Source organism: Kitasatospora sp. NPDC059646 (genome assembly GCF_042734615.1).
Taxonomy (GTDB): Bacteria; Actinomycetota; Actinomycetes; order Streptomycetales; family Streptomycetaceae; genus Kitasatospora.
Genome location: NZ_JBHWDS010000008.1, coordinates 65,710 through 86,855 on the forward strand (window position 1 = coordinate 65,710; position 21,146 = coordinate 86,855).

Sequence of the window (21,146 nt, forward strand, 5' to 3'; positions counted from 1 at the left end):
GGGCGGGGTCAGCCGAGCTGGATCGAGCGCTTGGCCAGGCCCATCCAGAAGCCGTCGATGACGCTGCGCTGTTCGCCGAGGTCGGCCTCGCCCGCGCCGAGGGTGACGAAGAGCGGGGCGAAGTGCTCGGTGCGGGGATGGGCGAGGCGGCCGGCGGGGGCCTTGTGCTCGAAGTCGAGGAGGGCGTCGAGGTCGCGGGCCTCCAGCGCGCGGCGGCCCCAGTCGTCGAACTCGGCCATCACGGAGGTGACCCGGCCGTCGGGGGAGAGGGCCCGCAGGTTGTGGGTGAAGAAGCCGGAGCCGACGATCAGCACGCCCTCGTCGCGCAGCGGGGCGAGCTTGCGGCCGATCGCCAGCAGTTCCTGCGGGTCGAGGGTGGGCAGCGAGATCTGCAGGACGGGGATGTCCGCGCCGGGGTACATCTCGACCAGCGGGACGTACGCGCCGTGGTCCAGGCCGCGGTCCGGGACGTCCTGCACCGGGGTGCCGGCGGTGCGCAGCAACTTGCGGACGGAGTCGGCGAGTTCGGGCGCGCCGGGGGCGGCGTACCGCACCTGGTAGTAGTGCTCGGGGAAGCCCCAGAAGTCGTACACCAGCGGGATGGTCCGCACCGCGCCGATCGCCAGCGGGGCTTCCTCCCAGTGCGCGGAGACCATCAGGATCGCCTTGGGACGGGGCAGGTCCGCGGACCAGGCGGCCAGCTGGCCGGGCCAGACCGGGTCGTCGGCGAGCGGGGGAGCGCCGTGCGAGAGGTAGAGAGCCGGCATGCGCTCGGTGGTGGCGGTGCTCATGGTCCGTCCTCCTGGTCGGGGTCCGTCCGGGCCGGATGGTTCAAATTTGAACCGTGTGACGTCGACGGTACACCCGAGTTCGAATTTGAACAACCGGAGTAGGATGCGGGGCATGGACGAACCCCGCTGGCTCAACGAGACCGAGATGGCCGCCTGGCGCGGATTCGTCGCGGCCACCAACCTGGTCGCCCGCCGGCTGGAGCGCCAGCTCAAGGACGACGCGGGACTGTCCCACACCCAGTACGAGATCCTGGTGCAGCTGTCCGCCGCCCCCGAGGGCTCGCTGCGGATGACCGACCTGGCCGACCGCCTGGTCACCTCCAAGAGCGGACTGACCTATCAGGTCACCCAGCTGGAGAAGGCCGGGCTGGTCGCCCGCCGGTCCTGTCCGAGCGACGTCCGCGGCGTGTTCGCCGAACTCACCGACCACGGCTGGCAGGCACTGCGCGCCGCCGCCCCGGGCCACGTCGCCGCCGTCCGCGAAGCACTGATCGACGTGCTCACCCCGGAGCAGCTGGCCGCCCTGGCCGACACCCTCGGCACCGTCGCCGACCGGCTGCGCGCCGCCGACGCCTGACGGGGCGTCAGGGGCCGGCGGCGGCGCGGGCGTCAGTTCGCGAGCGTCGCCGCGCGCACGCAGAGCACGTCCGGCAGGTGCGCGGTGAGCAGGGACCAGCTCTCGCCTTCGTCAGCCGAGCCGTACACCTCGCCGTTGCGGTTGCCGAAGTAGACGCCCGCCGGGTCCGCGTCGTCGGTGCACAGCGCGTCGCGCAGCACGACGCCGTAGTGGTTCTCGGGCGGCAGGCCGGTGTCCAGCGGCTGCCAGGTCTCGCCCGCGTCGGTGGTGCGGAAGACCCGGCAGCGGCGGTCCACCGGCAGGCGGGCGTAGTCGGCGTCCAGCGGGAACAGGTACGCGGTGCCCCCGGTGTGCGGGTGGGCGGCCACGCCGAAGCCGAAGTCCGCGGGCAGGTCGCCGGAGATCGACTTCCAGGTCCGGCCCGCGTCGTCACTGCGGTACACGCCGCCGTGGTTCTGCAGGTACATCCGGTCGGGGTCGGCCGCGTCCCGGGCGATCTTGTGCACGCACTGGCCGAACTCGGGGAAGCGGTCCGGCAGGAAGGTCGCCTGGATGCCGGTGTTGGACGGCTCCCAGCTGCCGCCGCCGTCGGTGCTCCGGTAGACGCCGCCGGACGACACCGCCACCGTCAGCACGTCCGGGTCGCGCGGGTCGGTGAGGACGGTGTGCATGCCCTGGCCGCCGTAGCCCGCACCCCAGTGCTCGCGCTGCGGGTGGTCCCAGAGGGCGTCGACCAGCGCGAAGCTCTCGCCGCCGTCGGTGGAGCGGAACAGGGCGGCCGGCTCGGTGCCCGCGTACACGACGCCCGGGGCCTCCTCGCCGGCCGGCTGCAACTGCCACACCCGCTCCAGCGAGGCGCCGGTCCGCTCGGGGAAGCGCACGGCCGGCCTCGACGGCTCCTGCCAGCTCGCGCCCAGGTCGTCGGACCACCACACCGACGGGCCCCAGTGGGTGCTGTCCGCCCCCACCAGCAGCCGGGTGCGCCCGCCCCGGCGGTCGATGCCCACCGAGTAGACCGCGTTCATCTGGAAGTGCGGGCCGCTGAACTCCCACGTCCCGCGGTTCGGGCCGCGGCCCAGGAAGAGGCCCTTCTGCGTGCCGACGGCCAGCAGGACATCCCGTTCGTCGCTCATCGTGAACCATCCGGAACTCGGTCGTGCACGGTCTCGCAGCAGTGTCCACCCGGGGTCCGGCCGTGGCACGGCACCGCGCCGCGAGAGATGGTCGGCGTGGCGGAATGCAGACGGTCGGCAAATGGTTTACGATTCAACAACACCCCGACGGAGGAGGACCCGATGGCATCCACGATCGACCTGCGCCGCGCCGACCAGCGCTTCCACACCCGCGCCGGCTGGCTGGACTCCAAGCACTCCTTCTCGTTCTCGCACCACTGGGACCCGGCCAACACCCACTTCGGCCTGCTGCTGGTCTCCAACGACGACATCGTCGCCCCCGGCACCGGCTTCGAGACCCACCCGCACCGGGACATGGAGATCATCACCTGGGTGCTCGACGGCGGCCTGGTCCACCAGGACTCCGAGGGCCACAACGGCGTCATCTACCCGGGCCTCGCCCAGCGGATGAGCGCCGGCACCGGCATCCTGCACAGCGAGAAGAACGACTCCTGGACGCTCACCGGCGAACCCCAGCACCAGGACCCGGTCCGGTTCATCCAGATGTGGACCATCCCGGACACCGCCGGCATCGTCCCCGGCTACGAGCAGCTCGACATCAACGACCAGCTCTCCCAGGGCGGTTGGACCACCCTCGCATCCGGCATGGGCAAGCACGCCAACCAGCGCGCGATCGGCATCCGGCAGAAGCACGCCGCGCTGCACGTCGCCCGGATGCGCCCCGACGAGACGCTGGAACTCGCCACCGCGCCCTTTGTCCACCTGTACGTGGCACGCGGCGAGGCCGCCGTCGAGGGCGCCGGCCTGCTGCACGAGGGCGACGCCCTGCGCCTCACCGGCGCCGAGGGCCAGCGGGTCACCGCCGGCCCGGACGGAGCCGAACTGCTCCAGTGGGAGATGACGGCCGCCCTCGACTGAGGCCCCGCACCGAGGCCCCGCCGGGGCCCGCACGCCGAAGGCCCGCCCGCACGGCCCCCGAGCCGCGCGGGCGGGCCTTCACGCACGCGCGTGCGGGGGTGCGGGGCGTGCGGAGGGCGGTGCCGGCGAGGACGCTCCGCAGCCGTCACGGACACACCGAAGTCGCGAACCCCGCCGAAGTCGCGGACACGCCGAAGGGGCACCGGGAACCTCCGGTGCCCCTTCAGGGATCGGTCGACTCGCGTGCGCTGCGCGTCAGTTCTGCCCGGCCTTCTGGGCCGCGACGCCGGCGTGCACCTCCGCCATGTCCAGCTTGCGGGCCTGGCCGATCAAGTCCTCCAGGGCCGCCTCGGGGAGCGCACCCGGCTGGGCGAAGACCAGAACGCCCTCGCGGATGATCGCCAGCGTCGGGATCGAGCGGATCTCGAACGCCGCCGCGAGCTCCTGCTGCGCCTCGGTGTCGACCTTCGCGAACGTGATGTCCTCGTGCTTCTCGGAGGCCCGCTCGAAGACCGGCGCGAACTGGCGGCAGGGACCGCACCAGGCCGCCCAGAAGTCGATCAGGACGAACCCCTTGCCGTCCTCACCCTGGACCACCTCGTCGAAGTTGTCCTTGGTCAGTTCCACCGTGCTCATCGCCGCCACCTGCCTTCCACAGCCGGGTACCTCCGGAGCGGGCCCGGGCCGGACCCACGCCCGCCACAACCCCGCGACCTGCGGAACTATTCCGGGCACCCGACCCGCCTGAACGTTCCGGACCCGCGCTACGTACCCCCGGACGAACCGGTCGAACCCCGGGGCCCGGCATCCCGGCGGCCCGGCCGACCGCACCCTCCCGGACGGGAGCGATCCCCATGACCACCACCGGCAGAACGATCCCCGGCGGCCGCCGCGCCACCCTGTTCGCGGCCGGCGCGCTCGCCGCCGCCGCCCTGATCGCCGGCTGCGGCAGCAGCGGCAACTCGTCCTCGGCGCACACCGGCAGCCAGTCCCAGGCCGTGCTGATGACCCAGCACAACGCCACCCTCGGCACGCTGGTCAGCGACGGCCAGGGCTTCACCCTGTACCGCTTCGACCAGGACACCAACAACCCGTCGGCGACGCACTGCACCGGCTCCTGCGCCACCCTGTGGCCGCCCGAACTCACCACCGGCAGCGGCGCGCCCGCGCTCAAGGGCATCGACAGCAAACTGGTCGGCACCGTCACCCGCCCCGACGGCAGCCATCAAGTCACCCTGAACGGCTGGCCGTTGTACCGCTACACCCCCGACACCAAGCCCGGTCAGACCAACGGCCAGGGCGTCGACGGCACGTGGTTCGCCGCCACCCCCACCGGCGACAAGGCGATGCCGGGCGGCACCGCCCCGACCTCGCCGAGCACGCCGCCGGCCATGTCCGGCGGCGGGTACTGACCGGCCGCCGGCGAACGGTCGGGACGATGGCGGCCGAAGGAGTGCGGCGCGGGCGCCCGCGCCGCACCCCCGTCACGGTTATCGACACGAGCCGAGCCGGACTTGAGGGCCCGCGCCCGTCCCGAGCCCCCCGGACGCCGCCACCGATCGACCCCCGACGGCACCCGCGCGAGGATGGCGCCGTGGCCGAGCAGCCCCGCCCCACCGGTCACGGCGCCGACGCCGGCCCCGCCCGCGGGCGAACCGCCGGCCCCGACACCGAGGACCTGCTGATGCGCGCCCTGTACCGGGAGCACGCCCGGCCGCTGTACGGCATGGTGCTGCACCTGGTCGCCGGCGACCGCCAACGCGCCGAGGACGTCGTCCAGGAGACCCTGGTCCGCGCCTGGCGGCACCTCGACCGGCTCGACACCGACCGCCGCAACCTGCGGCCCTGGCTGGCCACCGTCGCCCGGCGGATCGTCATCGACGGCCGGCGCGGGCAGCGCGCCCGGCCCCGGGAAGTCCCCGACGGCGAACTGGAACGGCTCCCCGCCGAGGACGAACTCGACCGCGTGCTGCGGCTGATGACCCTCACCGACGCGCTCGACTCGCTGTCCGAGGCGCACCGCCGCGCGATCACCGAGACCTACCTGCGCGGACGCACCGCCGCCGAGGCCGCCACCGTCCTCGGCGTCCCGCCCGGCACCGTCCGGTCCCGGCTCTACTACGCCCTGCGAGCCCTCCGGCTCGCCCTGGAGGAACGGGGAGTGACACCATGACCACCCCCCACGACGGCCCGCGCGACCGGGGCCCGCACCCGGACGACCCGCACCGCGACCTCGCCGCCCACCTGCTCGGCGCCCTCGAACCGGAGCAGGACGCCCGGTTCGCCGCCCACCTCGCCCACTGCCCGCGCTGCACCGCCGAGGCCGACCGGCTCGGCCCCGTCGCCGCGCTGCTCGCCGAACTCGCCCCGGCCGCAGGCCCGGAGAGCGCCGGTACGGAGCGTGCGAGCGCCGCCCCGAAGACCGCGCAACCCCCGGCCCCGGAGCCGTCGCCCGAGCTGTTCGGCCGGCTGGCCGGCCAAGTGGTCGCCGAGCGGCGGCGCGCCCGGGTGCGGCGGCTGGTGCTGGCGGCCGTCGCGGCGATCATCGCGCTGGGCGGTCCCGCGGTCGCCTGGACGCTCACCGAGGGAACCCAAGTGGTCTCGGTCGCCCAGCAGTTCAGTGCCACCGACCCGGCCACCGGGGTGTCCGCCACGGTCGGCGTCGACCCGGCGGCCTGGGGCAGCCGGGTCACCCTGGACCTCGGCCACGTCCAGGGCCCGCAGAGCTGCACGCTGGTCGCCGTCGGCACGGACGGCGCGCAGCAGACCGTCACCAGCTGGACCGTCCCCGCCACCGGCTACGGCGGCAGCACCGCACTGCGCACCGGTGGCGGCACCGGCCTGGCCCCGTCGGCGATCGCCCGCTTCGAAGTGCGCTCCGGCAGCAGCGTCCTGGTCGTCGTGCCGGTCCACCGCTGAGCGGTCCGGCGGCGGCCCGTTCGCATGACCGGAGCGGCCCGGCGGCGCACACTGGGGTTGAGGAGGCCACGCGGACCCGGGCGGCCGCCCGTCGCGGGCGCGTGGACACCGACATGCACCCGATTCCCCTGCTCTGCCCGCGCTGCGGCGAGCCGCAGACCGTCGTCCACAGCGACGACCCGCACCACCCGATCCGGGTGCTGCACACCGAGACCGGCCGCGAGGAATGCGACCTGGCCCCCGACGGGACCCCGCCGGCCGGCCGGCCGGAGAGCCGGACGCCGACGGGCGAGACACCCTGAACACTCCGAACACCGGGGGCGCCCCGAGCCCCGGGACGCCCCGAACACCCCGCTCGCACCCGGGAGGTGGCGGTCATGAGGACGCTGGTCGGATGGCACGTCGAGATGGAGTTCGAGGAGGACGGCGACCGCACCAGGGCCGCCGCGATGGTCCGCCTCGCCGACGGGACGGAGTTGCGCGCACACGGCTACTCCACCCGGCACCACGCCGACCGCCCGCAGCTGCGGGTCGGCGAGGAGGTCGCCGGGGCCCGCGCCCTGAACGACCTCGCCATGCAACTGCTCACCAAGGCCCACGAGGAGGTCCGGCAGCCCGGCTGAGCCGACGGGCCGTCAGACCGCGGTCAGCGGCACCGCCGGGTCCGCGAGGCGCTCCGGGTCCACGGCCCGCCCGGAGCGCACCAGTTCACGGATCGGGTCGGTCACGTCCCAGACGTTGACGTTCATGCCGGCGAGCACCTTGCCGCCGGACAGCCAGAACGCGATGAACTCCCGCCCGGCGACGTCACCGCGGAACACCACCCGGTCGTAGCCGCCGGGCTCCGCGTAGCCGGTGTACTCCATGCCCAGGTCGTACTGGTCGGTGAAGAAGTACGGCACCCGGTCGTACACGGCGTCCTTGCCGAGCATCGCGGCCGCCGCGACGGCGGGCTGGTTCAGCGCGTTCGCCCAGTGCTCGACCCGGATCGGCTTCCCGAACAGCGGGTGGAAAGCGTTGGCCACGTCCCCCGCCGCGTAGACGTCGGGGTGCGAGGTCGCCAGGTGCTGGTCGGTGCGGACGCCGTTGTCGACGGTCAGCCCGGCCCGCTCGGCGAGCGCCGTGTTCGGGCTGATGCCGACGCCGACCAGCAGCACGTCGGCGGGCACCGTGCTGCCGTCGCCCAGCCGCACTCCGTCCGCGCGCAGCTCCTCGACCCGGACGCCGAACCGCAGGTCCACGCCGTGCTGGCGGTGCAGGTCGGCGAAGACCTGGGCGACCTCCCGGCCGAGGACGCGCAGCAGCGGCAGTTCGGCGGCCTCCAGCACGGTGACCTCCGCCCCGGCGGTGCGGGCCGCGGCCGCCGCCTCCAGGCCGATCCAGCCCGCGCCGACGATCACCACCCGGGCGCCCGGCCGGAACGCGGCCCGCAGCCGTTCGCTGTCGCCGACCCGCCGCAGGGTCTGCACGAAGTCCCCGTCGCCGCCCGGCACCGGCAGCAGGCGCGGCGAGGAGCCGGTGGCCAGCAGCAGTTTGGCGAACGGCAGCCGGTCGCCGCCCTCCAGCGCGACGGTGTGCCCGGCCGGGTCGATCGCGGTGACCGCCGTGCCCAGCCGCAGGGTCACGTCGTGCTGCCGGTACCAGTCGGCGGGGTGGACGTAGATCTTCTCCCGCTCCTCCTTGCCCAGCAGGTAGCCCTTGGAGAGCGGCGGCCGCTCGTACGGCCGCTCGTTCTCGTCGCCGACCAGCGTGACCGGCCCCCGGTAGCCCTCCGCGCGCAGCGCCTCGGCCGCCTTCGCCCCGGCCAGGCTCGCCCCGACGATCACGATTCCGGTGTCCATGCCCAATCTCCTTCCCGCCGTCCGGTTCTCCCCCGGCTTCCCCGACCATGGCACCGCCGCGCCGCCGGACGGGGGACCCGCGCCGGTCGGGACGCGCGGGATTGGCCCGGCCGGTGCGGGGAAGCCGCTCTCCGCGGGGCGGGGATCCGCCCGCGAGGCGGAGCACGATCCGGCCGGGGCGTCGGCCTAGGCTGGGGACGGTCCGGCCACGGCGGCCGGCGCGGCGGCGAAGGGAGCCCGACCGATGGTGGTGGAGCGGACGGCCACGGTGCGCTGTGTGCCCGCGGTGCCGTGCTGGGCGGGCCTGACGGTCCGTGACCTGGACGTCGCACAGGGGTTCTACGGCCCGCTGCTGGGCTGGGAGTTCGTGCCCGGCCCGGACCGCTGGGGCCCGTACCTGCGGGCCACCGTCGACGGCGTCGAGGTCGCCGGGCTCAGCCGGCTGAAGGGCGACTGGGAGCGCCCGGTCGCCTGGACCACCTACTTCGGGATCGAGAGCGCCGACCGGGCCGCCGACGGCGTCCGCGAGCGCGGCGGCACCCTCGCGGTCGGACCGCTGGCGTTCGACGCGGGCCGGGTGGCGCTGGCCGCCGACCCGTTCGGCGCGACCTTCGGCATCTGGGAGGGCGAGCCCGGCGACGACACCTGGATGAGCGCGCCCGGGGCGCCCGCCTGGATCGAACTGCGCACCGCCGACCCGTTCGCCGCCGCCCTGTTCTACGGCGAGGTGTTCCGCTGGGACGGCCGCGACCCGGAGAAGTTCGAGGTCCGCTACGAGCACGAGCGGGTGGTGCTGCGCTCGGAGGGCCGCAGCGTGGCCGCGCTCCGGTCGGCCCACGACCTCGCCCCGCACTGGGAGGTCTTCTTCTCCGCGGCGGACGTGGACGCCACCGCCCGGCAGGCCGTCGCCCTCGGCGGGCGCGTCCTGGACGGCCCCGCCGACAGCCCCTACGGCCGGGTCGCCCGCTTCGCGGACCCGGAGGGCGGCCGGTTCTCGGTCCTCGGGCCGGCGCGGTGAGCCCTTCCGCTCAAGGGAGTTGACGCACCGGCGGGAGCGTGGGGGCGAACAGCCGGTGCATGGCCTCCGGGAGTTCGTCCGGGTGGCCGACGGGGCGGTGGAAGTCGAAGCGGACGTCCAGCGGGGCGGCGGGGCCGGCGCCGAGCAGGCGCAGGCGCAGGCCGTGGCGGTCGAGGGCGACCGGCCGGACCTCGCGGAGCTGCCGCGGGGCCGGGCCGGCGGGGCGGTCGCCCAGTGCGCGGGCGCCGAGCAGCAGGAGCCGGTCGGCGTGCGCGGCGGCCAGGTGCTGGAGCATCCGGGGCTCGTCGGCGGCGAGCGGGTCGGGGTCGGCGGCGGCGAGCTCGGCCGGGTCGACGCAGCACTCCGAGCCCCACAGGTCGTCCACCGCCAGGTGGTCGGGCTCCAGGCGGAGCAGCACGCCCTCGGCGGCGGGCGTCGCCCCGCCGGGGGAGCGGGTGAGCAGGCCCCGGGCGCGGAGCCGGCCGCGGATGCGGTGCGGCACGGCGACGGGGGCGACGTCGACGCAGTCGAGTTCGGCGGTCAGCGGCGTGCGGGCGAGCGCGGTGATCCGGTGCAGGGCGGACTCGCGGCCGACCCGGACGGCCACCGAGCCGTCCTCCCGCAGGGTGCAGCGGACCAGCGGGGGCAGGCCGGGGCGGGCGGTGAGGTCGGCGCCGGCGATGTCCAGGACGGCGGAGGAGGCGAACTCCAGCAGGGTGCGGGCGCGTTCGGCGGCGGTGGGGGCGGACGGGCGGCGGACGGGCCGGTGCGGCACAGGAAGCCTCCTCATTCTTGCTTAGGTGAGGCTAACCTAAGTCAATCGGAAGGCGGGCGTCCAGCGCGCCGGTCGCTCAGCCCTCGACCGCCCCGGCCGGCGCGCCGAGCATTCGCAGCACCAGCTGCCCGTAGCGGCGGCCCAGTTCCTCCGGGGACTCGCTGCTGCGCTCGGTGTACCAGCGCGAGACGTCGATGCCGAGCGAGGTGACGGCGCGGGCCGCGGTCCGCTGGTCGGGTACCTGGAAAACGTCTTCCGCCACCCCTCGCGCGATGATCCGCAGCACCGTCTCCTCGATCCGGATGCGCAGCTCCGCGACGGCCGCGAAGTCCTCCTCGGGCAGTGCGTGCAGCTCGTGGTTGACGATCCGTCCGACCGTGTGGCCGCGCGCGTGCCAGGTGGTGAACGATTCGGCCAGGGCGCGCATCTGCGCCACCGGGTCGGTGGACGAGGCCTCGGCCCGCTCCACCAGCTCCAGGGTCGCCCGGTGGCCGGTCCGGGAGATCTCGGCGAGCAGGGCCGCCTTGGACGGGTAGTGGATGTACAGCGCGGCGGGGCTCATGCCGGCGGCGGTGGCGATGTCCCGGGTGGTGGTGGCGTGGTAGCCCCGGCGGGCGAAGGAGTCCACGGCGGCCAGCAGCAGTCGCCGCGCTGCCTCGGTCCGCTCCCCGGGCCACAGTGCGGCGGTTGCTGGGTCGGTCATGGGGCAATCCTCGCAGACGGCCCGGGTCGGTCCGGGCGGCGCCGGGCGGTCCGGCTGTTGACAGTGTCGCCCGTCGCCAAGATGCTAAGCAAGCGCTTAGTCAAGCCGTCGGGGGTCCGGCGGCACGGCGCGAGGCAGCGGAACCATCCGGCAGCACATCCGAGAGGTACGGCGATGACAGTGTCGTTCAAGGGCAAGGTGGCGGTGGTCACCGGAGCGAGCCGCGGCATCGGCCTCGGCATCGCGCGCGAACTGGTGCAGCGCGGCGCGAAGGTCTGCATCACCGCCCGTACCCAGCAGGCCCTGGACGAGGCGGTGCAGGAACTCGGCGGCCCCGACCACGCGATCGCGGTGGCCGGCAAGTCCGACGACGCCGCGCACCAGGAGGAGACCGTCACCCGCGTGCTGGAGGCCTTCGGCCGCCTCGACCTGCTGGTCAACAACACCGGCATCAACCCGGTCTACGGCCCGGTCCTGGACACCGACCCGGGCGCCGCCGCCAAGATCTTCGCCGTGAACGTGCTCGCCCCGCTGGCCTGGACCCGCCGGGCGCACGCCGCCTGGATGGCCGAGCACGGCGGCGCCGTGGTCAACGTCGCCTCCATCGCGGGCATCCGGTCCTCCAACGGCATCGGCATGTACGGCGTCTCCAAGGCCGCGCTGATCCGCCTCACCATGGAACTCGCCTCCGAACTCGGCCCCGACATCCGGGTCAACGCCGTCGCCCCCGGCGTGGTCAAGACCCGCTTCGCCGAAGCCCTGTTTGAGGGCCGCGAGGAGAAGGTGGCCCGCGCCTACCCGCTCGGCCGGCTCGGCCTGCCCGAGGACGTGGCCGGCGCGGTCGCCTTCCTGCTCTCCGAGGACGCCGGCTGGATCACCGGCCAGACCCTGGTGGTGGACGGCGGCGTCACCCTCGGCGGCGGACTGTGACCGCCCCTCGGGAACCGCGGGCCCCCGGCGGGTTCGCGGGCGTCGGCGCGGTCGTCACCGGCGCCGGCCACGGCATCGGCGCGGCCCTCGCCCGCGCGCTGACCGAGGCCGGCGCCCGGGTGGTGGTCAACGACCTCGACCCGGACGCCGCGCACGCCGTCGCCGACGAACTCGCCGCGCACGCCGCCCCCGGCGACGCCGCGAGCGCCGAGGGCGTCGCCGCGCTGATCGACGCCGCCCGCACCCACCTCGGCGCCGTCGACCTGTACTGCGCCAACGCGGGCGTCGCCACCACCGGCGGCCCGGACGCCTCGCCCGCCGCCTGGGAACAAGCCTGGCAGGTCAACGTGCTCGGCCACGTCCGGGCCAGCCGACTGCTGCTGCCCGACTGGCTGGAGCGCGGCCGCGGCCGCTTCCTCGCCACCGTCTCCGCCGCCGGCCTGCTCACCATGCTCGGCTCCGCCCCGTACGCCGTCACCAAGCACGGCGCGCTCGCGTACGCCGAGTGGCTGTCCGCCACGTACCGGCACCGCGGCGTCCAGGTGCACGCGCTGTGCCCGCAGGGCGTCCGGACGCGGATGCTGGACGGCACCGGCGAGCACGGGCAGGTGCTGCTCGCGCCGACCGCGATCGAACCCGCCGCGTGCGCCGAGGCCGCCCTGCGCGGCATGGCGGCGGGCGAGTTCCTGATCCTCCCGCACCCCGAGGTCGCCGAGTACTACGCGGCCCGGGCCACCTCCCCCGACCGCTGGCTGCACGGCATGAACCGGCTCCAGCAGCAGATCGAGGCCCGACAGGAGACCCGATGAGAGCCTGGCAGATCGCCGGAGTCGGCGCCCCGCTGGACGTGATGAAGCTGGTCGAGGACGCCGACCGCCCCGTCCCCGGCGAGCGGCAGCTCCTCGTCCGGGTCCGCGCCGCGGCCGTCAACTTCCCGGACGCGCTGATGGCGGCCGGCCTCTACCAGGTCCGCCCGCCGCTGCCGTACACCCCCGGCGTGGAGCTCTGCGGCGAGGTGGCCGAAGGGCCGCGCACCGGTGAACGCCTCATCGGCACCGCCGAGTTGCCGGCCGGGGCGTTCGCCGAGTACGCGCTGATGGACGCCGCGGCCGCGCTGCCCGCCCCGGAGAGCCTGGACGACGCCGAGGCGGCCGCGCTCCACATCGCCTACCAGACCGCCTGGTTCGCGCTGCACCGCCGCGCCCGGCTGGCCCCGGGCGAGACCCTGCTGGTGCACGCCGGCGCGGGCGGTGTCGGCAGCGCCGCCGTCCAACTCGGCAAGGCGGCGGGCGCGTTCGTCATCGCCGTGGTCGGCGGCGCGGAGAAGGCCGCCGCGGCCCGGCAGTCGGGCGCCGACCTGGTGGTCGACCGGACCGCCGAGGACTTCGTCGCCGCCGTGAAGGCCGCCACCGGGGGCCGCGGCGCCGACGTGGTCTTCGACCCGGTCGGCGGCAGCGCCTACACCGGCTCCACCAAGTGCATCGCCTTCGAGGGCCGCATCGTGGTGGTCGGCTTCGCCTCCGGCGACATCCCCGCCCCGCCGCTCGGCCACGCCCTGGTGAAGAACTACTCGGTGCTGGGCCTGCACTGGGGCCTGTACGTGGCCAAGGACCCGCAGGCCGTCCGCGACTGCCACGCCGCGCTGACCGCCCTCGCCGCCGCCGGAACCGTCCGCCCCCTGGTCTCCGAGCGCCTCCCGCTGGCCGGCGCCGCCGAGGCCGTCCACCGGGTGGTCACCGGGGCCACCACCGGCCGGATCGCCGTCCTGCCGTAGCGCGCAACCGCCGAGGAGGGGCGGCCCGGACGGGCCGCCCCTCCTCGTGTTTCACCGGTACTTCTTCAGCTCCCGCCGGGCCAGCGAGCGCTTGTGCACCTCGTCCGGCCCGTCCGCGAGCCGCAGGGTGCGGTTGCCGGCCCAGAGCTGGGCGAGGGCGGTGTCCTGGCTGACCCCGGCCGCGCCGTGCGCCTGGACGGCCTTGTCGAGGATCCACTCGACGGTGGACGGGACGGCGATCTTGATGGCCTGGATCTCGGTGTGCGCGCCCCGGTTGCCGACGGTGTCCATCAGCCAGGCGGTCTTCAGCACCAGCAGCCGGGCCTGCTCGATCCGCACCCGGGCCTCGGCGATCCAGTCCTGCACCACGCCCTGGTCGGCCAGCGGACGCCCGAACGCCACCCGGGAGTTGACCCGGCGGCAGGTCAGCTCCAGGGCCCGCTCGGCCATGCCGATGGCGCGCATGCAGTGGTGGATCCGGCCCGGGCCGAGCCGGGCCTGCGCGATCGCGAAACCGGAGCCCTCCTCGCCGATCAGGTTCGCCGCCGGCACCCGGACGTCCTCGAACACGATCTCCGCGTGCCCGCCGTGGTCGGCGTCCTCGTAGCCGAACACCCGCATGCCGCGCAGCACCCGGACGCCCGGGGTGTCGCGCGGCACCAGGATCATCGACTGCTGCCGGTGCACCTCGGCGCCCGGATCGGTCTTGCCCATCACGATGAGGATCCGGCAGTCCGGGTTCATCGCCCCGGTGATGTACCACTTGCGGCCGTTGACCACGTACTCGTCGCCGTCGCGCTCGATCCGGGTGGTGATGTTGGTGGCGTCGGAGGAGGCGACGTCGGGCTCGGTCATCGCGAACGCCGAGCGGATCCCGCCGTCCAGCAGCGGGCGCAGCCACCGCTCGCGCTGCTCGGCGGAGCCGAACTGGGCGAGCACCTCCATGTTGCCGGTGTCCGGGGCCGCGCAGTTGAGCGCCGCGGGGGCCAGCAGGACGGAGCGGCCGGTGAGTTCGGCCAGCGGCGCGTACTGGAGGTTGGTCAGTCCGGCGCCCAGTTCGCCCGGCAGGAACAGGTTCCACAGGCCGCGGGCCTTCGCCGCCGCCCGCAACTCGCCGATCACCGGCGGGATCTGCCACGGCTCGCGCCCCGGGTCGGCCAGCTGCTCGGCCAGCACCGGTTCGGCCGGGTGGACGAACTCGTCCATGAAAGCGCCGAGTTCGCCCAGCAGCCGGGTCGTCCTGGCGTCGTGTCCGAAGTCCATGGCTCAGCCCTCCACCGACGTGCGTCCGAACTCCACGAACAGCGGCACCAGTTCGCCGACCCGGTCGAAGCCGGCGCCGACCGTCCCGCCGCGGGTGTACCGGTAGTGGATGCCCTCCAGCACCACCGCCAGCTTGAACGAGGCGAATCCCACGTACCAGCCCAGCCCGGAGACGTCGCGGCCGGAGGACCCGGCGTAGCGGCGCACCAGTTCGGCGGTGTCGGGGAAGCCGGGGGCGAGCGCCGCGCCGGGCAGCACGCCGTCGAAGCGGCGGGCCAGTTCGGTGTACATCACCAGCAGGCCCAGGTCGGTGAGCGGGTCGCCGACGGTGGACATCTCCCAGTCGAGCACGGCGGCGATCCGGTCGTCCGGGCCGACCAGCACGTTGTCCAGGCGGTAGTCGCCGTGCACCAGGGCCGGGGCGGGGGAGTCGGGCAGGGTGTCCGCCAGCCGCTGGTGCAGCTCGTCGACGCCGGGCACCTCGCGGCTCCGGGAGGCGTCCAACTGCTTGCCCCAGCGCCGCAGTTGGCGCTCCAGGAAGCCTTCGGGGCGGCCGAACCCGGCCAGGCCGACCGCCTCGGGGTCGAGCGCGTGCAGGGCGACCAGGGTGTCCACCAGCCGGACCCCGAGGCCGTGCACGCGCTGCTCGCCGAGTGCGGCGAGGGTCTTCGCGTCCCGGTGGGCGACGCCCTCGACGTACTCCATCAGGTAGAACGGCGCGCCGATCACGGACTCGTCCTCGACCAGCAGCACCGGCTGCGGCACCGGCACCGCGGTCGGCGCGAGCGCGGACAGCACCCGGTACTCGCGGGCCATGTCGTGCGCGGTGGCCAGCACGTGCCCGAGCGGGGGCCGGCGCAGCACCCAGCGGGCGGCGCCGTCCTCGACCAGGTACGTCAGGTTCGACCGGCCGCCCTCGAACCGGCGGGCCGTCAGCGGTCCGGCGGTGGGTGCGGGCAGGGCGGCGTCCAGGTGGGCGCGCAGCCTCTCCAGGTCGAGTCCGGGCGGAGCGGCGGTGGTCATCGGGGGCACCTCGCAGGGGAACGTGGGCTGACTAAGCGCTTGCTTAGGATTGCCCCGGGGGCCCGAGTTGTCAACGAGCGCCGCCCGCCCGGCACGGTGCACCGGGCGGGCGGGCGGCGAGGGCGGGCGCTCAGCGGGCGACGGCGGCGGCGACCCGGTCGCCGAGGCTCCGGTCCACGTTGCGCCAGTACTGGAGGGCCCGCTCCAGCACCGGGGCGGACACGCCCTTCAGCAGGTGCCCGGCGATGTTGGAGACCAGCCGCTCCCGGGCCGCGTCGTCCAGCACCTTGCGGACCAGGGTGCCCGCCTGCCCCCAGTCGTCGTCCTCCCGGTGCAGCGGGTACGCCTCGCGGACCATCCGCCCGGCCACGTCCCACCCCAGCGGCCCGCCCCACAGCTCCGGGTCCGCGGCCGGCCCGCCGTACGAGTTCGGCGCGTACGGCCGGGCGGTGCGGGCCGCGTCGAACCGCATCGGACCGTCCTTGCTGTACGAGTGCACCGGCACGTGCGAGCGGTTCGGCGGCAGCTGGGCGTAGTTCGGGCCGATCCGGTACCGGTGGGTGTCCGGGTAGGAGAAGATCCGGCCGAGCAGCATCTTGTCCGGCGAGACGCCGATGCCCGGCACCAGGTTGGACGGCTCGAACGCGGCCTGCTCGATGTGGACGAAGTGGTCCTCCGGATTGCGGTTCAGGGTGAACCGGCCGACCTCGATCAGCGGGTAGTCGCCGTGCGGCCACACCTTCGTCAGGTCGAACGGGTTGAACCGGTAGTCCCACGCCTCGTCGAACGGCATCACCTGCACGTGCAGCGTCCACGACGGGAACGCGCCGCCCTCGATCGCCTCGAACAGGTCGCGCCGGTGCGCGTCGCCGTCCGTGCCGGCCAGCCGGTCCGCCTCCGCCTGGGTCAGGAAGTCGTTCCCCTGGTCCGTCCTGAAGTGGTACTTCACCCAGAACCGCTCGCCGTCCGCGTTCACCCAGCTGTAGGTGTGCGAGGAGAAGCCGTCCATGTGCCGCCAGTTCTTCGGGATGCCCCGGTCGCCCATCAGCCAGGTCACCTGGTGCGCGGACTCCGGGGAGAGCGTCCAGAAGTCCCACTGCATGTCGTGGTCGCGCACCGCGCTGTCCGGGCGGCGCTTCTGCGAGCGGATGAAGTCCTGGAACTTCATCGGGTCGCGGACGAAGAACACCGGTGTGTTGTTGCCGACCAGGTCGTAGTTGCCGTGCTCGGTGTAGAACTTCAGCGCGAAGCCGCGCGGGTCGCGCCAGGTGTCCGGCGAGCCCATCTCGCCCGCCACCGTGGAGAACCGGGCCAGCATGTCGCACTGCTTGCCCGGCTGGAACAGGTCCGCCCTGGTGAACCGGCTGACGTCCTGCGTCACCTCGAAGGTGCCGTACGCGCCGCTGCCCTTCGCGTGCACCACCCGCTCCGGCACCCGCTCCCGGTTGAACTGGGCCATCTTCTCGATCAGGTAGTGGTCGTGCAGCAGGACCGGGCCGACCGGACCCGCCGTCAGCGAATGCTCGTCGCTCTCGACCGGGACACCCGCGTTGTTCGTGGTGAAGGGGACGTGCTGGGACATCGGGGGAACTCCTCCTCGGGCGCCCCGCCGGGCGCCGGACCGCGCGGCGGCGAGGGTCGTCCACCGCGACTGCCTTCTACTCGAACACCGGCCCGGGTCGCCCACAACCGCAGCCGACCGGCCGCCACGCCACCGGTCACGAGCTGACCGGACGTCAGAAGCCGGGTGTGGAGTAGTCGTTCAGGAACCACAGCGCCGCCGTCCACCAGAGCAGCCCGACCGCGCAGAACAGCGCCCCGCCCGCCGCCGGCAGCGCCCAGCCCGGCAGCCGCCCGTGCCGCACCAGCAGCACCTTCGCCGCGAACGCCCCGTACAGGAAGCACCCGGCCAGCGAGTGCACCGCCACCCGCGCATCGGTGAACCGCACCCCGTACGCCAGCAGGCAGTGCTGCGCGATCGGCACCGACAGCACGAACGCCGCCGCCCCGCCCAGCCGGTGCGCCAGCCGCACCCGACGCACCTTCGCGCCGTCCCGGTACATCCACAGCGCCAGCAGCACCTGCACCAGCGCCAGCCCGAACAGCGCCGAGCCGAGCTGCGACTTCAGCCGCAGCGCCTCCAGCCCGGCGGCCGCTCCGAACAGGCTGCGGCCCGGCTCGGGCGGGTGCACCCGCCCGAACCACACCAGCCCCCCGACGACCGCCAACGGCGCCAGCACCGCCAGCGCCGTCAGCACGGACCCGCCCGCACGCCGCACCTCAGCCGTCCTGCGTACCGTCGTCGCCGGTGGTGCCCGCCGCACCGCCCGCCCCGGTGCCGGCGCCCGCCCCCGTCCCGTCGTCCACGCCGCCGCCCCCGGCGGTGTCGGGCGGCTGCACCACGGCCGGAGCGGACGGGGCCGCGGGGACGGACGGCACCGACGGCACCGACGGGACGCCCGGGGCCGCCGTCGGGGACGACGCGGCGGCGGTGCCGGCAGCAGCGGTCGGGTCGGCGGCGGGCCCGGCGCTCGGGTCGGTCGTCGCGCCCGGGCTCGCCGTCGCCGCGCCCGACGGCACCCCGGCCGCGCCCGCGCCGTGCAGCGTCGAGATGTCCACCCCGACCGGGTCGCCGAGCGAGGTCACCGCGTAGAAGGTGCCCCGCGGGTCCGCCACCGTGTGCCCGGTGGCCTCGCCCGGCCCGCGGTCGCCCGCGTAGCGGTACAGCGGGTGGCCCTTGTACAGCACCTGCGCCGTCCCGTCCGGGAGCGCCGCCGCGCCCAGCAGGCCGTCGTCCACGCCCGGACCGGCCAGCGGGAACCCCGGCGTGGTGACCGGCGGCCAGGTCTTCGCGCACTCGTCCAGGCAGCTGCCGTGCACCGAGGTGTCCGCGCCGAACAGGTACAGGCTGCGCCCCTGCGCGTCGACCAGGATCGGGCCGAGGCTGCCCACGCTGGCCAGCGACACCAGGGTGCCCACCGCGGTGGCGAACGACGACACCCCCGGCGAACCCGCCGCGGACGCCGGGGCCGACGCCGGCGGCGACGACTCGGCGGCCGGCGGGGCGCTCGGGCCGGGGTCGACGCCGCAGGCCGCGGCGGAGAGGGCGGACAGGGACAGCACTGCGGCGGCGACACGGCAGGTACGGGGCATCACGACTCCTGGAGACGGAGCGGAGGGGGCGGGGCTCGGTCACCATCCAGCCCCGTCGTCCGCCGCCCGGCCACTCCAGAGCGGCCCCGGTCCGCACCAGGAGTTACCCCGTTGCCCTGGACGGCCCACCGTCGAGCTGGCGGACCGTCAGATCCGGTGCCCCGGCAGCGGCGATTCGCGCCCCGCCCCGACGGGCGGACACTGGAGAGGTACGACTCGCCCGAGGGGGCGCCCATGACCACCCAGCACAGCACCGCACCCGCGATCCGGGTCCACGGCCTCGGCAAGCGGTTCAAGGACCTCGTCGCACTCGACGACGTCGACTTCGACGTCCCGCCCGGCAGCGTGTTCGGGCTGCTCGGGCCGAACGGGGCGGGCAAGACCACCGCCATCCGGATCCTCACCACCATCATCCCGCCGACCAGCGGCCGGGCCGAAGTGCTCGGCACCGACGTGGTCGCCCACCCGGGCGCGGTGCGCCGGCTGATCGGACTGGCCGGCCAGTACGCCGCCGTCGACCCGAACCTGACGGCCCGTGAGAACCTCCGCCTGATCGGCCGGCTCACCCAGGTCCCCCGCCACCGCAGGTCGCCGCGCGCCGCCGACCTGCTCGCCCGGTTCGACCTCACGCAGGCCGCCGACCGGCCCGTGCGCACCTTCTCCGGCGGCATGCGCCGCCGGCTCGACGTGGCCGCCGCCCTGGTCCCCGAACCGCCCGTGCTCTTCCTCGACGAGCCCACCACCGGACTCGACCCGCAGAGCCGCACCGCGCTCTGGGAGCTGATCCGCGAACTCGTCGCCGACGGCACCACCGTCCTGCTCACCACCCAGTACCTGGAGGAGGCCGACCGGCTCGCCCAGCGGATCGCCGTCCTCGCCGAGGGCCGGGTGGTCGCCGACGACACCCCGCACGCCCTCAAGGCCCGCCTCGGCACCACCGTGCTGGAACTCGGCATGGGCGAGGACCCGCGCGCCGTCCGCGCCGCCGCCCTGCTCGCCGACCGCCTGGCCAGGACCCCCGAACGCGAGGGCGCGCTGCTGCGCCTGCCCAGCCCGGACGGGTCGCTGCTGCTGATGGACGTCCTGCACGCGCTGGAGTCCGAACGCCTCACCCCGCGCACCATCGCCGTCCGCGAATCCAGCCTGGACGACGTCTACCTCGCCCTCACCGGCCACCGCACCACCGGAGGCCCGACATGACCGCCACCGCCCTCGCCCCCGCGCCCGGCCTGTCCGAACGCGTGCTGGCCCCCGTCCGGGACGGCCTGGCCGTCTGCTGGCGCAACCTGATCGCGCTGCGCCGGGTGCCCCGGCTGCTGATCTTCTCCACCGTGCAGCCGATCGTTTTCGTGCTGATGTTCCGCTACGTGTTCGGGGGCGTGGTCGGCGCGGCCCTGCACGGCGTGAGCTACGTCGACTACCTGATGCCCGGCGTGTTCGTGCAGGTGGTCACCTTCGGCGCCGTCAACACCGCGATCGGCCTGGCCACGGACCTGCAGACCGGCCTGATGGAACGCTTCCGGTCGCTGCCGATGGCGCGCTCCGCGGTGCTGTCCGGGCGGACCACCGCCGACCTGGCCCGGAACGTCTTCGTGGTGGCGCTGATCAGCGGCATCGGCTTCCTGGTCGGCTTCCGGGTGCACAGCGACGTGTGGGGCTTCCTCGCCGGGGCACTGCTGGTGCTGGCGTTCGGCTTCGCGATGTCCTGGGTGTTCGCCGTGGTCGGGCTGGCCGTCGGCGACCCGGAGACCGCCACCGCCGCCGCCTTCCCGGTGCTCGCGCCGCTGGTGTTCGCGTCCTCCGCGTTCGTCCCCACCTCGACCATGCCGGGCTGGCTCCAGGTGTTCGCCAACCACCAGCCGGTCACCATCACCGCCGGCGCGGTCCGGGCGCTGATGCTCGGCACCCCGGTCGGCTCCCAGGTCTGGCAGGCGCTCGCCTGGGACGTCGGCATCGTCGCGGTGTTCGCGCCGCTCGGCGTCCGGCTCTACCGCAAGGCCGTCTGACCGGTCCGGTCGCCCGGCCCGCTCAGGACGCCGCCTCGGGCTGTTCGGGCTGCTCCGGCTGGGTCCACACGCTGCGGTCGCCGCCGCGCCAGGCGACCAGCTCGGGATCGTCCAGGTCCGGCTCGTCCACGCCCGCGCGGCGGATGAACTCGGCCACGTCCTCCGGTGCGGTCGCCCGCCCCACCGTCCGCCCGTAGATCTCCACCCGCCGGTACGGCCGCGCCCCGCGGGTCGGCGGACGGACCACGACCGGCGGGTGGAATATGTCTCCGGACTCGCTCATACCCCCAGTGTCGCGCGCCCCGGACCGACCGGCATCGGT

The 21,146-nt window shown here is 74.7% G+C and carries 25 protein-coding genes; 13 read left to right on the forward strand and 12 right to left on the reverse strand.

The annotated features are described in order from the left end of the window. Positions 1-8: 8 nt before the first annotated feature. Positions 9-791, reverse strand: a complete 783-nt coding sequence (locus ACFV1L_RS07665; protein WP_380363836.1) for a dioxygenase — start codon at positions 789-791, stop codon at positions 9-11. Positions 792-903: 112 nt separating this feature from the next. Between ACFV1L_RS07665 and ACFV1L_RS07670 the strand changes: the two genes are divergently transcribed. Further along, entirely contained in the window at positions 904-1,368 is a 465-nt protein-coding gene (locus ACFV1L_RS07670) for a MarR family winged helix-turn-helix transcriptional regulator (protein ID WP_380363838.1), read from the forward strand. Positions 1,369-1,400: 32 nt separating this feature from the next. Here the strand turns inward: ACFV1L_RS07670 and ACFV1L_RS07675 are convergent, their stop codons facing one another. Further along, a complete protein-coding gene (locus tag ACFV1L_RS07675) occupies positions 1,401-2,501 on the reverse strand; it encodes a WD40/YVTN/BNR-like repeat-containing protein (protein ID WP_380363839.1) in 1,101 nt (366 codons plus the stop codon). Between the two features lie 162 nt (positions 2,502-2,663). Between ACFV1L_RS07675 and ACFV1L_RS07680 the strand changes: the two genes are divergently transcribed. After that, positions 2,664-3,419, forward strand: a complete 756-nt coding sequence (locus ACFV1L_RS07680) for a pirin family protein (protein ID WP_380363841.1) — start codon at positions 2,664-2,666, stop codon at positions 3,417-3,419. A gap of 255 nt (positions 3,420-3,674) precedes the next feature. On the opposite strand, the gene trxA is transcribed toward ACFV1L_RS07680, so the two are convergent. Further along, complete coding sequence (trxA, locus tag ACFV1L_RS07685; protein ID WP_035871199.1) at positions 3,675-4,055, reverse strand: thioredoxin; 381 nt, start codon at positions 4,053-4,055, stop codon at positions 3,675-3,677. 218 nt (positions 4,056-4,273) lie between these two features. Between trxA and ACFV1L_RS07690 the strand changes: the two genes are divergently transcribed. The 5 genes from ACFV1L_RS07690 to ACFV1L_RS07710 all read left to right on the forward strand — a co-directional run bounded on the left by ACFV1L_RS07690 (position 4,274) and on the right by ACFV1L_RS07710 (position 6,961). Next, positions 4,274-4,831 carry a hypothetical protein gene (locus ACFV1L_RS07690; RefSeq protein WP_380363844.1) on the forward strand — a complete coding sequence of 186 codons (558 nt, stop codon included), beginning with the start codon at positions 4,274-4,276 and terminating at the stop codon, positions 4,829-4,831. A gap of 182 nt (positions 4,832-5,013) precedes the next feature. Next, positions 5,014-5,592: a sigma-70 family RNA polymerase sigma factor gene (locus ACFV1L_RS07695; protein ID WP_380363846.1), complete on the forward strand. Its 579-nt coding sequence runs from the start codon at positions 5,014-5,016 to the stop codon at positions 5,590-5,592. Beyond that, on the forward strand, positions 5,589-6,338 hold the full coding sequence (locus ACFV1L_RS07700; protein ID WP_380363848.1) for a zf-HC2 domain-containing protein: 750 nt from the start codon (positions 5,589-5,591) through the stop codon (positions 6,336-6,338). The genes ACFV1L_RS07695 and ACFV1L_RS07700 overlap by 4 nt, the downstream gene beginning before the upstream one ends. 113 nt (positions 6,339-6,451) lie before the next feature. Beyond that, the gene (locus ACFV1L_RS07705; RefSeq protein WP_035861023.1) at positions 6,452-6,640 is read left to right on the forward strand and encodes a hypothetical protein; all 189 of its coding nucleotides are present in this window, start codon (positions 6,452-6,454) and stop codon (positions 6,638-6,640) included. A gap of 75 nt (positions 6,641-6,715) precedes the next feature. Beyond that, the gene (locus ACFV1L_RS07710) at positions 6,716-6,961 is read left to right on the forward strand and encodes a DUF1876 domain-containing protein (protein WP_380363850.1); all 246 of its coding nucleotides are present in this window, start codon (positions 6,716-6,718) and stop codon (positions 6,959-6,961) included. 12 nt (positions 6,962-6,973) lie between these two features. Here the strand turns inward: ACFV1L_RS07710 and ACFV1L_RS07715 are convergent, their stop codons facing one another. Further along, on the reverse strand, positions 6,974-8,179 hold the full coding sequence (locus tag ACFV1L_RS07715; RefSeq protein ID WP_380363852.1) for an NAD(P)/FAD-dependent oxidoreductase: 1,206 nt from the start codon (positions 8,177-8,179) through the stop codon (positions 6,974-6,976). Between the two features lie 244 nt (positions 8,180-8,423). Between ACFV1L_RS07715 and ACFV1L_RS07720 the strand changes: the two genes are divergently transcribed. Then, complete coding sequence (locus ACFV1L_RS07720; protein WP_380363854.1) at positions 8,424-9,197, forward strand: VOC family protein; 774 nt, start codon at positions 8,424-8,426, stop codon at positions 9,195-9,197. Between the two features lie 10 nt (positions 9,198-9,207). Here the strand turns inward: ACFV1L_RS07720 and ACFV1L_RS07725 are convergent, their stop codons facing one another. Beyond that, positions 9,208-9,972 carry a DUF2470 domain-containing protein gene (locus tag ACFV1L_RS07725; protein WP_380363855.1) on the reverse strand — a complete coding sequence of 255 codons (765 nt, stop codon included), beginning with the start codon at positions 9,970-9,972 and terminating at the stop codon, positions 9,208-9,210. A 76-nt stretch (positions 9,973-10,048) separates the two neighbouring features. Further along, positions 10,049-10,675, reverse strand: coding sequence for a TetR/AcrR family transcriptional regulator (locus ACFV1L_RS07730; RefSeq protein WP_380363856.1), 627 nt, complete (start codon positions 10,673-10,675; stop codon positions 10,049-10,051). 174 nt (positions 10,676-10,849) lie between these two features. Between ACFV1L_RS07730 and ACFV1L_RS07735 the strand changes: the two genes are divergently transcribed. Genes ACFV1L_RS07735 through ACFV1L_RS07745 form a run of 3 tightly spaced genes read left to right on the forward strand, consistent with a single transcriptional unit; the run spans position 10,850 to position 13,379 of the window. After that, positions 10,850-11,605, forward strand: a complete 756-nt coding sequence (locus ACFV1L_RS07735) for an SDR family oxidoreductase (RefSeq protein ID WP_380363858.1) — start codon at positions 10,850-10,852, stop codon at positions 11,603-11,605. Next, positions 11,602-12,414, forward strand: coding sequence for an SDR family NAD(P)-dependent oxidoreductase (locus ACFV1L_RS07740; RefSeq protein ID WP_380363860.1), 813 nt, complete (start codon positions 11,602-11,604; stop codon positions 12,412-12,414). The genes ACFV1L_RS07735 and ACFV1L_RS07740 overlap by 4 nt, the downstream gene beginning before the upstream one ends. Continuing rightward, positions 12,411-13,379, forward strand: a complete 969-nt coding sequence (locus ACFV1L_RS07745; RefSeq protein WP_380363862.1) for an NADPH:quinone oxidoreductase family protein — start codon at positions 12,411-12,413, stop codon at positions 13,377-13,379. Before ACFV1L_RS07740 ends, ACFV1L_RS07745 begins: the two co-directional genes overlap by 4 nt. A 51-nt stretch (positions 13,380-13,430) precedes the next feature. On the opposite strand, the gene ACFV1L_RS07750 is transcribed toward ACFV1L_RS07745, so the two are convergent. The 5 genes from ACFV1L_RS07750 to ACFV1L_RS07770 all read right to left on the reverse strand — a co-directional run bounded on the left by ACFV1L_RS07750 (position 13,431) and on the right by ACFV1L_RS07770 (position 18,818). Further along, positions 13,431-14,642: an acyl-CoA dehydrogenase family protein gene (locus ACFV1L_RS07750; protein WP_380363864.1), complete on the reverse strand. Its 1,212-nt coding sequence runs from the start codon at positions 14,640-14,642 to the stop codon at positions 13,431-13,433. A 3-nt stretch (positions 14,643-14,645) separates the two neighbouring features. Next, positions 14,646-15,665, reverse strand: a complete 1,020-nt coding sequence (locus ACFV1L_RS07755) for a phosphotransferase family protein (RefSeq protein ID WP_380363865.1) — start codon at positions 15,663-15,665, stop codon at positions 14,646-14,648. A gap of 130 nt (positions 15,666-15,795) precedes the next feature. Further along, the gene (locus tag ACFV1L_RS07760; protein ID WP_380363867.1) at positions 15,796-17,247 is read right to left on the reverse strand and encodes a catalase; all 1,452 of its coding nucleotides are present in this window, start codon (positions 17,245-17,247) and stop codon (positions 15,796-15,798) included. A 154-nt stretch (positions 17,248-17,401) separates the two neighbouring features. After that, positions 17,402-17,944 carry a DUF6529 family protein gene (locus ACFV1L_RS07765; RefSeq protein WP_380363869.1) on the reverse strand — a complete coding sequence of 181 codons (543 nt, stop codon included), beginning with the start codon at positions 17,942-17,944 and terminating at the stop codon, positions 17,402-17,404. Between the two features lies 1 nt (position 17,945). After that, complete coding sequence (locus ACFV1L_RS07770) at positions 17,946-18,818, reverse strand: hypothetical protein (RefSeq protein ID WP_380363870.1); 873 nt, start codon at positions 18,816-18,818, stop codon at positions 17,946-17,948. A 234-nt stretch (positions 18,819-19,052) separates the two neighbouring features. On the opposite strand from ACFV1L_RS07770, the gene ACFV1L_RS07775 reads away from it, so the two are divergent. After that, a complete protein-coding gene (locus tag ACFV1L_RS07775; RefSeq protein ID WP_380363871.1) occupies positions 19,053-20,018 on the forward strand; it encodes an ATP-binding cassette domain-containing protein in 966 nt (321 codons plus the stop codon). Then, complete coding sequence (locus ACFV1L_RS07780) at positions 20,015-20,824, forward strand: ABC transporter permease (protein ID WP_380363872.1); 810 nt, start codon at positions 20,015-20,017, stop codon at positions 20,822-20,824. Before ACFV1L_RS07775 ends, ACFV1L_RS07780 begins: the two co-directional genes overlap by 4 nt. A 22-nt stretch (positions 20,825-20,846) precedes the next feature. Here the strand turns inward: ACFV1L_RS07780 and ACFV1L_RS07785 are convergent, their stop codons facing one another. Continuing rightward, on the reverse strand, positions 20,847-21,107 hold the full coding sequence (locus ACFV1L_RS07785; protein ID WP_380363873.1) for a hypothetical protein: 261 nt from the start codon (positions 21,105-21,107) through the stop codon (positions 20,847-20,849). Between the last annotated feature and the right edge of the window lie 39 nt (positions 21,108-21,146).

Excerpts from the sequence above, each read along its gene's own strand:
- ACFV1L_RS07700 (WP_380363848.1), top strand. The coding sequence starts at position 5,589 with ATGACCACCCCCCACGACGGCCCGCGCGACCGGGGCCCGCACCCGGAC.
- ACFV1L_RS07720 (WP_380363854.1), top strand. The coding sequence starts at position 8,424 with ATGGTGGTGGAGCGGACGGCCACGGTGCGCTGTGTGCCCGCGGTGCCG.
- ACFV1L_RS07780 (WP_380363872.1), top strand. The coding sequence starts at position 20,015 with ATGACCGCCACCGCCCTCGCCCCCGCGCCCGGCCTGTCCGAACGCGTG.
- ACFV1L_RS07735 (WP_380363858.1), top strand. The coding sequence starts at position 10,850 with ATGACAGTGTCGTTCAAGGGCAAGGTGGCGGTGGTCACCGGAGCGAGC.
- ACFV1L_RS07745 (WP_380363862.1), top strand. The coding sequence starts at position 12,411 with ATGAGAGCCTGGCAGATCGCCGGAGTCGGCGCCCCGCTGGACGTGATG.
- ACFV1L_RS07680 (WP_380363841.1), top strand. The coding sequence starts at position 2,664 with ATGGCATCCACGATCGACCTGCGCCGCGCCGACCAGCGCTTCCACACC.
- ACFV1L_RS07750 (WP_380363864.1), bottom strand. The coding sequence starts at position 14,642 with ATGGACTTCGGACACGACGCCAGGACGACCCGGCTGCTGGGCGAACTC.
- ACFV1L_RS07670 (WP_380363838.1), top strand. The coding sequence starts at position 904 with ATGGACGAACCCCGCTGGCTCAACGAGACCGAGATGGCCGCCTGGCGC.
- ACFV1L_RS07665 (WP_380363836.1), bottom strand. The coding sequence starts at position 791 with ATGAGCACCGCCACCACCGAGCGCATGCCGGCTCTCTACCTCTCGCAC.
- ACFV1L_RS07675 (WP_380363839.1), bottom strand. The coding sequence starts at position 2,501 with ATGAGCGACGAACGGGATGTCCTGCTGGCCGTCGGCACGCAGAAGGGC.
- trxA (WP_035871199.1), bottom strand. The coding sequence starts at position 4,055 with ATGAGCACGGTGGAACTGACCAAGGACAACTTCGACGAGGTGGTCCAG.
- ACFV1L_RS07705 (WP_035861023.1), top strand. The coding sequence starts at position 6,452 with ATGCACCCGATTCCCCTGCTCTGCCCGCGCTGCGGCGAGCCGCAGACC.
- ACFV1L_RS07785 (WP_380363873.1), bottom strand. The coding sequence starts at position 21,107 with ATGAGCGAGTCCGGAGACATATTCCACCCGCCGGTCGTGGTCCGTCCG.
- ACFV1L_RS07715 (WP_380363852.1), bottom strand. The coding sequence starts at position 8,179 with ATGGACACCGGAATCGTGATCGTCGGGGCGAGCCTGGCCGGGGCGAAG.
- ACFV1L_RS07730 (WP_380363856.1), bottom strand. The coding sequence starts at position 10,675 with ATGACCGACCCAGCAACCGCCGCACTGTGGCCCGGGGAGCGGACCGAG.
- ACFV1L_RS07755 (WP_380363865.1), bottom strand. The coding sequence starts at position 15,665 with ATGACCACCGCCGCTCCGCCCGGACTCGACCTGGAGAGGCTGCGCGCC.
- ACFV1L_RS07710 (WP_380363850.1), top strand. The coding sequence starts at position 6,716 with ATGAGGACGCTGGTCGGATGGCACGTCGAGATGGAGTTCGAGGAGGAC.
- ACFV1L_RS07760 (WP_380363867.1), bottom strand. The coding sequence starts at position 17,247 with ATGTCCCAGCACGTCCCCTTCACCACGAACAACGCGGGTGTCCCGGTC.
- ACFV1L_RS07770 (WP_380363870.1), bottom strand. The coding sequence starts at position 18,818 with ATGCCCCGTACCTGCCGTGTCGCCGCCGCAGTGCTGTCCCTGTCCGCC.
- ACFV1L_RS07775 (WP_380363871.1), top strand. The coding sequence starts at position 19,053 with ATGACCACCCAGCACAGCACCGCACCCGCGATCCGGGTCCACGGCCTC.
- ACFV1L_RS07690 (WP_380363844.1), top strand. The coding sequence starts at position 4,274 with ATGACCACCACCGGCAGAACGATCCCCGGCGGCCGCCGCGCCACCCTG.